Origin of the sequence: Bifidobacterium miconis (genome assembly GCF_019331735.1) — a bacterium.
GTDB classification, from domain to species: domain Bacteria; phylum Actinomycetota; class Actinomycetes; order Actinomycetales; family Bifidobacteriaceae; genus Bifidobacterium; species Bifidobacterium miconis.
Genome location: NZ_JAHBBH010000058.1, coordinates 1 through 11,399 on the forward strand (window position 1 = coordinate 1; position 11,399 = coordinate 11,399).

Genomic DNA, 11,399 nt, shown 5'->3' on the forward strand with positions numbered 1-11,399 from the left:
GCCAGCGTTCATCCTGAGCCAGAATCGAACCCTCCACAAAAAAATCATGAAGAGAACCATTGAATGACTCTCAAAAACATAAATTGACGGAACATCCTATAAGGAAGGACGTTCGCACAAAAACCCCGCTCACCATTACCTGCTCTCACAGAACCCCAGCCAAAAACAACCAAGGAAGCAAGCGGACTGGCAATCAAAAAACGACTCTAAAAAGTAGTACAAACACGCTCTTGAGTTCTCAAACCACCACCACACGATCAGTCCGCAATCCCAAGGAAGAGAACCACTCGCTGACCGGCAGCAAGAGATAAACATACACGAGAACCCACAACCACGCAAACCGCACGACACACAACACCCCAAAACCGTTGAAAACACACGGCTCCCCCGGCGTGTCGCAAACGCACTCCCCCACGCCTGAAACCATCCTAAACCCCAAAAACAACACCAACATGAACAACACGCAACCAACAAACGACACACCACGACAACTTCATCGCGCAAAGTTCATGCGCACACCCCGTCCACCATCACCAAACGTCACCACCAACCGGCACCACCAGCCGGCACCACCAAACGCGACGATGCGCTACCCATACGCGGAACATATGCGGAGCGCATCCCATCCGCTTATGTACACGCATCAACGAAACAGGGCTCCGTCTTCAACAAGACGGAGCCCTGCAACGATCACACTGATCACACTGCGCCACGCCGCATCAGCAGATACATCCGCGAACGCATCTGCGCGCGCCGATCAGCATCGACCGATCGGACGATCACTCCTCGGTGATCTCCGAACCGAACAGCTCGGCGAGCATCTGCTGGCAGGAGATGCCCTCCGACAGCACGCGGCTCATCGCATACGCCAGCGGCGTCGGCACGCCGAGCTCGTCGCCGAGCGCAACCACGGCATCCGTCGTCGGCACGCCCTCGGCCACGCCGTTGCTCACGCGCGTCGCCTCTTCCACGGACAGACCCTTGCCCAGATTCGAGCCGAACGTGTAGTTACGGCTGAGCGGCGAACCGCACGTCGCAATCAGGTCGCCCACGCCGGCGAGTCCGGCGAACGTCTTCGGATCGGCGCCGGCCGCCTGGCCGAGCGCGGTGAGTTCGGCCAGTCCGCGCGTCTCGATCATCGCGGCCGTGTTCTCGCCGTAGCCCGCACCGCGCGCCATGCCGACGGCGAGCGCGACGACGTTCTTGAGCGAGCCGCACATTTCCAGTCCGATCACGTCGGTGGTGACGAACGGCTTGAAATAGCTGGTGGTGCAGGCGGCCGCGACCTTGCGCGCATGGTCGATGTTCGCGCAGCCGACGACCGTGGCGGCGGGCTGGCGGTCGGCGATCTCCTTGCTCAGGTTCGGACCGGAAATGGCGGCGAACCGGTCGGCCGGCAGGTCGAGCGCCTCACGCACGACTTCGTCCATGCGCTTGCTGGTACCGCGTTCGATGCCCTTCATCAGGCTGACGACGATCGCGTCGGACGGGATGAGGCCCTTGAAGTCGGCGAGCGCGACGCGCGCGAACTGCGCGGCGATGGCGACGACGACGATTTCGGCGTCCTTGACGGATGCGGCGCGGTCGCCGGTGGCGGTCATGTTATCGGGCAGCTTCTCCACGGACGGCAGGCGGACGCCGTTGTGGTGATGGTCGCGGATGCCTTCGACGATTTCGGGCTCGCGCGCCCACATCGTCACGTTGTTGCCCGCGTCGGCCAGCACCTGGCCAAAAGCGGTACCCCATGCGCCCGCTCCCAGTACCGTTATGTTCATTACGTTGCTCCTTTGTTCCCGTTCCTTGGTTCAGCCCTTGACCCGCTTCATGGTGCGGTAGTCCCAGTAGCCGTCGGGCGCGGACTCGCCGCGGATTTCGGCCATGATCGCGGTCATGCGCACGCGGATGCGGCGGGTGAGCTCGTCGGCGAGCGCCGCCGGCACGCCGTCGATGCCGTCGGCCCACGAATCGCAATCGGCGAGCAGGTCGGCGTAGTCGAGCCGCTCGTCGTAGCACATGACGACGTTCTTGCGCGGCCACGGCCACCAGTGGTTGATGCTGGCCGCGCCCCACGTCACCGCGCAGAACAGCGGGATCTGACGGCCGAGCCGGCGCGAGGCTTCGAGCGCGATCACGCCGACGCCGTTTTTCATGCTCATCGGCCATTTCTTCGGGTCGCGCGTCACGGTGCCTTCCGGCCAGACGGTGAGCGGACGGCCGCTGGTCAGGATTTCGATCGACGTTTCCTCGATCGCCTTGGCCTTGCCGCTGCGGCGCTGGACGGGCTGCATGCCGACGAGCTGGAACCACTTGCCGATCAGCGGCCAGTGGGCCATTTCGGCCTTGGCCATGTAGCGCGGACGACGGCCCATGTGGAACAGGCTGGCCATCGGCACGAACACGTCGAACATGGTCACGTGCGTGGCCGCGGTGATGAACGGGCCGGTTTCGGGGATATTGTCGAGTCCCCACGCGCGCGTTTTGCAGCTGGCGTTGAAGACGACGTCGACGCCCTTGAGCAGTCGCGCGGTGCCTTTGGGATGCTGCGCGTCGATTTCGGCCTGGTTGATGCGCCGATTCGGCCCGGTCGGCAGGTCGCGCATCGGGTCGACCAAATGGTGCGCCTTTGCCAGTTTCGTCACCTGCGCGTCGGAGAGCGGCTCGACCGCGGAGCGCGGCGACGGTTTTCCTTTGGATGCCATGCGCCCTATTGTGCCGCAACCCACGAACGACGTCCATGAGGCGATTGTCGCCACGCGATGACAATAATCGATTTTACATACCGACGGTCGGTATGTATGATGACGGCCAGTACAGTGATGAGGAGGAACAGATGGCACGCAACGCGCATCCCGAAGTCACCGAGCAGCGCATCCTCGACGCCGCGCGCGAGCTGTTCGCGGAGCAGGGCTACGAGAAGACGACCATTCAGGACATCGTCGACCGACTCGGCGACCTGTCGAAGGGCGCGATCTACCACCACTTCAAGTCGAAGGACGCGATTCTCGAACGGCTCAGCGACGACGACTGGGCCGCGTACCGGAATCTGAAGGAACAAATGGACGCGCGCGACGATCTGACCGGGCTGGAGAAGATCCGGCTGCTGTTCTCCACGTCGATGAACAGCCTCGAACACCTGAACCTCGCCCGCGAGACGATGCCGTTCCTCGATGATCCGGCGACGCTCGCCTCGAATCTGCAGTTCTGGTCGACCAAGCTGCCGGTGTTCCTCCGTTCGCTGATCGACGAGGGCGTGCGCGACGGCTCGATGCCGACCGAATACCCGGCCGAAGTCGCCCAGCTGCTGGCGTTGTTATGCAACTACTGGCTGATGCCGCACTTCTACCCCGCCACCAGAAGCGAGATGGAACGTCGCGTGCGATGTCTGCGCGCGATGCTCGACGCGGTCGGCGCGCCGGTGTTCGACGACGATCTCGAACGGCAGACGATCGACGGCATGATGCACGTCGCGCGGACGCAGTAGCCGTCGCGCAGTCCGACCGGCTGCCGGCATTCCGGCAGTCGGCATTCCGGCAGCCGGTCCGTCCGGCAAGACGACGGCCGACGCCGGCAATCAGACGGCACGGCCGACGTCACCGTTCCACGGCGGCCGCCGGCGGCGGAACATCATCGGTGCGGCATTCGCCGTCGCATCAGCAACGGCATCCGCCGTCACAACAGCACCGTCACAACAGCAAAGGACATCCCCAACAATCATGCGCAATCCCACAATCGTCGGCAGCGCAACGGTTCTATTCATACCGTCGGTCGGTATGAATAATCGGGCGCCGCCATCAACGCACCAACGCACCAACTCACGTCCGCAACGCCGGCAACGCAACCCGGCAGCGCAACCAACACAAACAACACAAACAACACAAACCGCGACGCAAGAAAGGAACCATCATCATGACCCGCCCCACCGAATCTTCACAGCCCACGTCGGCAACACAATCAACAGCAACAGCAGCGGCAACGGCCAAGCCCAGCACACACGGCACCGCATCCCCGCTCAAATCGCGCGACTTCGCGCTGCTCATCGCCGGTCAGGGCATCTCCCTGTTCGGCGACGCGACGCTCAGCTTCGCCATGGCGATGTGGGTGCTCGACCGCACCGGCTCCGCCACCGTGTTCGCGTCGATCCTGGCCGCGGCGGTCGTGCCGACCATCGTCTGCTCGCCGTTCGGCGGCGTGCTCGCGGACCGCATGAACCGCCGCACCATCATGGTCGCACTGGATGCAGGCCGTGCGGTCATCGTGGCGGTCAGCGCGGTCGTATTCGCGTCCGCGGGCTTCAGCATCGCCGCGGTCGCGGTCATGCAGATCCTGCTCGCCGTGCTCGAGGCGTTCGAAACGCCGACCGTGCAGGCCGCAATCCCCCAGATGTACCGCCGCTACGGCGAGGAGACCGTACGGCAGGCCACGGCCGTGACCAATCAGGTGCAGATGCTCTGCAACCTGCTGCCGAGCTTTCTCGGCGGCGTGCTGTACTCGACGCTCGGCATTCGCGCAATGATGGCGATCGCCGTGGCCAGCTTCGCGGCGGCGGCCGCGCTCGAACAGTTCATCCGGATCGGCGCGCCGGAACGTGACGGCGAGCTGCCCTCGCCGTTCGACGATTTCAAGGCCGGCCTGCGTTTTCTGCTGCGAGAACGGCCGAACGTGTTCACGCTGGCGCTGTTCGCGGCCGGGCTGAACTTCGTGGTCATCGGATACTCGAACGTCGGCGTCGCATACACGATCCGCACCGTGCTGGGATTCGACGCGACCGTGTACGGCGTGGCCGACGGCATGGTCGGCGTGGCGGGCGTGGCCGGGGCGATCATCGCGGGGATATTCGCGGCGAAGCTGTCGATGGACCGTATGCCGGCCGCGCTGGTCGCGTTCACGCTGACGCTGCTGCCGCAGGGTTTGGTGTTCCTGCTGCCGGTCGGCGCGTGGACGAAGCTTGTGGTGATGGTCGCGTTCGAATGCGCGTCGATGATCTGCTGCTGCTTCACGAACCTGATCGCCGCGCCGGCGATTCAGATGAGCACGCCGGAGGCCATGACCGGCAAGGTGATGTCGATCTTCGGCGCGCTGTGCATCTGCGCGCAGCCGCTCGGCCAGATGGCGTACGGCTGGGCGTACGACCGTTTCCCGGTCGCCGCGATCCTGCTCGTCACGACCGCGGCGTGCGGCGCGGTCACGGCCATGATGACGCCGTTCTCGCGCCGGTTCGACGAGTAGCGGACGCGCGCGCAATCACACGCAACAAAAAACGGCCGGCATCCGTACCATACGGATGCCGGCCGTCGGCCGACTCAACCGATCAGCGAATCAGCCAAGATCAGTCGAAATCCGCGCCGAGCGCCGCGAGCTTGCCGCGGAAGTCCGCGTAGCCGCGGTCGATGAGCGAAATGCCGTGCACGTCGGACGGGCCGGACGCGGCGAGCGCCGCGATCAGATGCGAGAATCCGCCGCGCAGATCCGGCACGTCGATGTCGCGACCGGTCAGCGGCGTCGGTCCGAAGATCACGGCCGAATGCTTGTAGTTGCGCTGCTGGAAGCGGCACGGCAGCGAGCCGAGGCATTCGCGGTACAGCTGGATCGTCGCGCCCATCTGCACAAGCGGCTTGGTGAAGCCGAAACGGTTCTCGTACACGGTCTCGTGCACGATCGACAGGCCGTTCGCCTGCGTCAGGGCCACGACCAGCGGCTGCTGCCAGTCGGTCATGAAGCCGGGGTGCACGTCCGTCTCGATGGCGACCGGGTGCAGGTCGCCGCCCGGATGCCAGAAGCGGATGCCCTTGTCGGTGACCTCGAACTTGCCGCCGACCTTGCGGAACACGTTGAGGAACGTGATCATTCCCGGCTGGGTCGCGCCCTTGACGAAAATGTCGCCGTGCGTGGCAAGCGCGGCGGATGCCCAGCTCGCGGCCTCGATGCGGTCGGTGAGCGACGTGTGCGTGTAGCCGGACAGTTCCTTGACGCCTTCGATGCGGAACGTGCGGTCGACGTCCACGGAGATGATCGCGCCCATCTTCTGCAGCACGCAGACCAGATCCATGATTTCCGGCTCGGTCGCGGCACCCGACAGTTCGGTCTTGCCCTCGGCGAGCACGGCGGCGAGCAGCGTCTGCTCGGTCGCACCGACGGACGGGTACGGCAGGTGGATCTTCGCGCCGTGCAGACCGTTCGGCGCGGTGATGTGGATGCCGTCCTTGTGCTCCTTGTCGACGGTCGCGCCGAGCTTGCGCAGCGTCTCGAGATGGAAGTCGATCGGGCGTCCGCCGATGTTGCAGCCGCCGAGCGCCGGAATGAACGCCTCGCCCAAGCGGTGCACGAGCGGACCGGAGAACAGGATCGGGATGCGCGACGAGCCGGAAAGCGTGTCCACGTCGGCCACGTCGGCGAGCTGGACGTGCGACGCGTCGATCGTGACGATGCCGTTCGCGCCGTCCACGTCGACCTCGACGCCGTGCAGCCGCAGCAGATCGGACACGACGTGCACGTCACGGATCTCGGGCACGTTCTTGAGCACGGACTTGCCGGGCGCAAGCAGTGCGGCGACCATGGCCTTGCTGACGAAATTCTTCGCGCCGCGCACCTTGATCGTGCCGTTCAGGGGCTTGCCGCCCTCCACATGCAGGACGTCTTCCTCCGGATTCATGGCCACGCTAACCTCTTTCAACGCTGGTGATGCTTGAAACGCTTCACATACGGGACAACTACTGATAGTTTGCCACAAGGTGTGTGGCGACGCGGTGAAAGCGAGGCAAAGCCACTCGCAGAGCGGAAAGCGAAGGCGCCTTGCCATGACGCCCACAGCGGAAACGGTGTATAGTGGTGCCTCGTAATTGACGACATGCGAACAGCATTCGCTTGGATTCAAAGCCCGGCTGGTTGGCTTGGCAGTTCAATGTCGGTACCCCTAGGCGTAGGCGGGTGAGAGTCCCGTCGAGGCCCATCCCGTGGGGAGACCGGCGGGATGAACCTTCGTATACCAGTATGTTGCAGACATTTCTCATTGCCCTTTCCGTTTCCATGGACGCCTTTGCCGTGTCGATCGGCAAGGGTCTGACCGTACACAAGCTGCGGCACGTCGACGCGCTCAAGACGGCGTTGTGGTTCGGCGGATTCCAGGCGCTGTTCCCGCTGCTCGGCTTTTTCTTCGCCTCCACGTTCTCCCACTACGTGACCGCCGTCGACCATTGGATCATCTTCGCGCTGCTCGCGTTCATCGGCGGCAACATGATCCGCGAGGCGTTCGAGGAAGACGAGGAAAACGCGAAGGAAAACGCGGAATTCGACTGGAAGCACATGCTGCCGCTCGCCGTGGCGTGCAGCATCGACGCCTTCGCAGTGGGCGTGAGCTTCGCGTTCATGAAGGTGAACGTGTGGAGCTCGGTGATCACGATCGGCATCACCACGGGCGCGTTCTCGGCGGCCGGCCTGTACATCGGCCGCATGTTCGGCGCGCGCTGGCAGAAGCCCGCGCAGATCGCCGGCGGCGTGGTGCTCGTGGCTTATCGGTCTCAAGGTGCTGCTCGAGCATCTCGGCGTGCTGTGATGCGCATGGCCATGGCAAGACGCGAGGGAAGCCGTGAGGGAGGCGCGATATGACCGGTCGTTTCGCCCCCACCCCGTCCGGCCGCATGCACATCGGCAACATCTATGCGATGCTCGGCGCATGGCTGTCGGCCGCCAGCCGCGGCGACGGCGTGATCCTGCGCATCGAGGACATCGACCGTCCGCGCGTGCGCCCCGACGCCGACCGTTGGATCATGGACGACCTGCATTGGCTCGGCCTTGATTGGATCGGCGAGCCGGTGTACCAGTCCGCACGCCTTGACCGGTACGAGGAGGCACTGCGCGTGCTGCGCGACGCCGGTCTCGTCTATCCGTGCTTCTGCTCGCGCGCCGACATCCGCGCCGCGTCCGCCCCTCAGGAAGGCGACGGATTCGTGGTGTATCCGGGCACCTGCCGCCGGCTGTGGCAGGCCGATCCCGCCGAATCCCGGCGTCGGACGGACACGGGCGCGCGCCATTCGCTGCGTCTGGTCGCGCCCGACATCGACGTTACGTTCAACGACCGTGTGTTTGGCTCGCAGTCGTTCAATCTGGCCCGCGATCTGGGCGACACGGTGATGCGCCGCGCCGATGGCCTGTTCTCGTACCAGCTCGCCGTGACCGTCGACGATCTGGACATGGGCGTCACCGACATCGTGCGCGGGCGCGACCTGCTGCGTTCGACCGCGCTGCAGCTGTATATCCGCAATCGGCTGGTCTCGCTCGGATTCGGCGCGGCGGGCGACGAGCGCGACAATGGCACGCATGATGCGCATAACGCGCATGACGCGCGCGGCAGCCGCGACGGCGTCATCCCCACGTTCGCGCACTTGCCGCTGATCGACAATGCGGCCGGCCGGCGGCTGGCCAAACGCGAACGTGCGCTGGACATGGACACGCTGCGTGGCGAGGGACTCTCCCCCGAACAGATCATCGGCTATTGTGCGCGATTGCTGGGGCTTTCGGATCTGCCGGCCGACGACGCCGCGGATCCGTTCGGCGAGCCCATAGGCCTTGACGAGGCGCTGGAACGGTTCTCGTGGGCCCAAGTCCGCGCGAATCTCGCCGATCGCCGCACCGAAATCGGCTAGCGGGGCGCGTCAGCCGATCCACAATTCGCTGTCGAGCGGCCATTCGTTGGGTGTACAGCCGTCGAGATGCATGGATTGCTGCAACATGAGCGGCGCCGGCTGCCCATCGCCGGCGCAGGCCGTTTCATTGTCGTAGTGGCCAAGCCGATGGCCGACCTCGTGGTTGATGACCATTTCCCGATATCGGGCGAGCGTGCCGCCGGCCTTCAGCCAGTCGTCGGTGCCGCCGTTCCAGCGGTCGACATTGATGATGACCTGATTGTCGACGCGGCAGCTGTACGAGTCGGAACAACCTTCGGAAAAGTCGGACATGTATTTCGCTTCGGACAGGATGAGCGTCATGTCCGCATTCGCGCAGTCGTCTCCGCTGAGCTGTTCAAACGTCGCGCCGGCGCGCGGCCACCCTTTCGTGCTGTTCAGCGTCCGGTACACGGCATTGGAGAATGCGGTCGTGCTGCCGATGTCGCCCTTGGTCTCCAGACAGTAGGTGAACGTTTGCGGCACGTTGCCGCTGTCGGCCGCCGTCGATTGCGCCTGCTGCAGGATGGCGTCGCGTTCGGCGTCGGTGAGCGGTTTGGCCGATGCGTCGGACTTCAACGTTGCGGCGATGTCCGCGGTCTGCGGGTCGGCTTTGGCTGCGGCTTGAGACTTGCCTGACGACGATGCGCCGTGCGACGTTCCGGACGGATTCGTGCCGGATTGTGCCGATTGCAGTGACGTCTGCGATGCTGCGGCCCGCGCGCGGACCCGCTCCAGCGCGCCGCCGGAGACGACGGTGGAGCCGACCACGGCTGCGACGAAGACGACGGCCAGCACCGCTGCGGCCGCACGGCGGATCACATACTTAGGTTCGCGGCTGAATCTGCCGACGAAACGACGGATCAGCGTGATTCCCGAGTCGAATGGTCCGCGCGTCTCGCGCACGCCGTTGGTAGTTCCGGCGGCTGCACGGGGCCGGCCGGTTGTATCGGACTGGTCGATCCCGGTGGGAATCCGGTTGGATGCGCCGCTCTTGCCGGCTTTACGGCCGATCGTATTGGCGTCCGACTGGATTCGCCCGTGGTCTGACATGTCCGGAGATTGCGTTTCGCGACGAGATTCAGTGAAACGCGGCATGACGTCCTCCTCGCTCTATCCCGGAACATTGCCGGGCGGCTGCCTGCCCGCACGTCGTCGGCGGACATCACATACGGACCATTGCGGGCCATCTGCGCCCAGTATAGGTCTCCCCGCGACCATGCCCCGCGCAGGCCGCTCATATACGGCGTCCCGTCGGCTACACCGTTTTCGGTATCCGCGCCGCACACGATGCCGAAACCGGAACGAACCGACGCAGCCGAACAGTACGGCGAAAATGCTGCGGTCGAGCCTACCTTATATGCGGATATGCGGAGAGGCCCGCTCCGAGCATCGGAAGCGGGCCTCTGGTTTGCGCCGTCTTATGCGGCGACGGGAAGGTTTGGCTGAAGTATCAGGCGAAGAACGCGTTGAACAGCCAGGCGCCGATGATCGCGCCCACGATCGGGGCGACGACCGGGATCCATGCCTCGTTCCAGCGGGAAGTGCCCTTAGACGGGATCGGCAGGACGGCGTGCAGGAGTCGCGGCATAAGGTCGCGGGCCGGGTTCAGGCCAGGGCCGGTCGGACCGCCCATGGAGGTGACGAGGCCCCACACGATGAAGCCGACAACGATCGCGGCCGCGGCCGGATCCTTCTCGCCCCACGGGTCCATCAGGCAGCACAGCGCGCCGAAAACGAGCACGAGCGTGCCGAACATCTCGTTGACGAAGTAGTTGAGCTTCTTGTTGTCGGCGTCGGTGGTGCAGAAGGTGGCGAGGATGGCCTCGGCGTCCTCGGTCTCCTTGTAGTGCGGGTAGTAGGTGAGGTACACGATGAACTGGCCAAGCGCCGCGCCGAGCAGCTGCGCGATGATGTACGGCAGCACCTCGTTCCACGGGAACATGCCGTTGATGGCCTGCGCGATGGTCATGGCCGGGTTGATGTGTGCGCCGGAGACGGCGCCGAACATGAGGACCGGGAACATGACGCCGAAGCCGTAGCCCATGGCGATGTTCAGCCAGCCGGCATGGTGGCCCTTGGTGTTCTTAAGCTCGACGTTGGCGACAGAGCCGTTGCCGAAGATCATGAGGATGGCGGTGCCGAAGAATTCGGCGGCCAGCTTGGTAAAGAGGGAGTATTCCACTGCTTCTTCTTTTCTTCTTGTCCTGTTGGATGGTCTGTTGAAGATGACGTGACGCCGACGCAACTGCGTCAAGCAAACTAGACAAGTGTACGCCGAGGGCTGAACCGGACCCATGAGGAGCGTCCGTCCGTCTCGTGGCGGTTTTCGCTCGCTGAGACCGTTCTCAGCGAGCGTTCTCTGCCACTCGGGATACTGCGTGGCGGCTTTCGCTCGCTGCGGGACCCGCCAGCGAGCGAAAACCGCCACTCAAACCCTTAACCGGCTCTTCGCATTTTGCTGTGTATGAGTCGCGTGGTCCGAGGTATCGGAATCGCGCTGTCGCGCGATGCTGTGCTGTCAGTGGCAGCTGCCGCCAAGGCAAGTGTTCAACGCTTGTGACGCTGGCGGTAGCCTCGGCCCCCTCGGCTGAGGGGGCTGTCGACCGAAGGTCGACTGGGGGAGCGTCGCGGCACGCCAGTGCCGCCAACAACACGGCATCGCGCGATAGCGCGATTCCAATACCAGAGCCGCAACACCCTCTTATCGCATGGCAATTCTTGCTGCCACCACCCGGTCGA

At 64.4% G+C, this 11,399-nt stretch carries 8 protein-coding genes and 1 pseudogene; 4 read left to right on the top strand and 5 right to left on the bottom strand.

What is annotated here, in order from left to right:
- Positions 1 to 779 precede the first annotated feature (779 nt).
- Together KIH79_RS12065 and KIH79_RS12070 are read right to left on the bottom strand one after the other, a co-directional pair.
- A complete protein-coding gene (locus tag KIH79_RS12065; protein WP_219059598.1) occupies positions 780 to 1,775 on the bottom strand; it encodes an NAD(P)H-dependent glycerol-3-phosphate dehydrogenase in 996 nt (331 codons plus the stop codon).
- 30 nt (positions 1,776 to 1,805) lie between these two features.
- Positions 1,806 to 2,699 (bottom strand): lysophospholipid acyltransferase family protein, encoded by an 894-nt coding sequence (locus KIH79_RS12070; protein ID WP_219059599.1) that lies wholly within the window; start codon positions 2,697 to 2,699, stop codon positions 1,806 to 1,808.
- A gap of 131 nt (positions 2,700 to 2,830) precedes the next feature.
- Between KIH79_RS12070 and KIH79_RS12075 the strand changes: the two genes are divergently transcribed.
- Entirely contained in the window at positions 2,831 to 3,481 is a 651-nt protein-coding gene (locus tag KIH79_RS12075; RefSeq protein ID WP_219059600.1) for a TetR/AcrR family transcriptional regulator, read from the top strand.
- A gap of 425 nt (positions 3,482 to 3,906) precedes the next feature.
- Positions 3,907 to 5,226 carry an MFS transporter gene (locus KIH79_RS12080; protein ID WP_219059601.1) on the top strand — a complete coding sequence of 440 codons (1,320 nt, stop codon included), beginning with the start codon at positions 3,907 to 3,909 and terminating at the stop codon, positions 5,224 to 5,226.
- Between the two features lie 100 nt (positions 5,227 to 5,326).
- Here KIH79_RS12080 and murA read toward each other — a convergent pair whose 3' ends face one another.
- Complete coding sequence (gene murA / locus KIH79_RS12085; protein WP_219059604.1) at positions 5,327 to 6,649, bottom strand: UDP-N-acetylglucosamine 1-carboxyvinyltransferase; 1,323 nt, start codon at positions 6,647 to 6,649, stop codon at positions 5,327 to 5,329.
- A 338-nt stretch (positions 6,650 to 6,987) separates the two neighbouring features.
- Between murA and KIH79_RS12090 the strand changes: the two are divergent.
- Positions 6,988 to 7,549 (top strand): annotated as a pseudogene (locus KIH79_RS12090) (manganese efflux pump MntP).
- Between the two features lie 49 nt (positions 7,550 to 7,598).
- Positions 7,599 to 8,639: a glutamyl-Q tRNA(Asp) synthetase gene (locus KIH79_RS12095; protein ID WP_219059602.1), complete on the top strand. Its 1,041-nt coding sequence runs from the start codon at positions 7,599 to 7,601 to the stop codon at positions 8,637 to 8,639.
- 9 nt (positions 8,640 to 8,648) lie between these two features.
- On the opposite strand, the gene KIH79_RS12100 is transcribed toward KIH79_RS12095, so the two are convergent.
- Both KIH79_RS12100 and KIH79_RS12105 read right to left on the bottom strand, forming a co-directional pair.
- A complete protein-coding gene (locus tag KIH79_RS12100; protein ID WP_236023845.1) occupies positions 8,649 to 9,755 on the bottom strand; it encodes a DUF3152 domain-containing protein in 1,107 nt (368 codons plus the stop codon).
- A gap of 355 nt (positions 9,756 to 10,110) precedes the next feature.
- Positions 10,111 to 10,842, bottom strand: a complete 732-nt coding sequence (locus tag KIH79_RS12105) for an MIP/aquaporin family protein (RefSeq protein WP_219059603.1) — start codon at positions 10,840 to 10,842, stop codon at positions 10,111 to 10,113.
- Positions 10,843 to 11,399 lie beyond the last annotated feature (557 nt).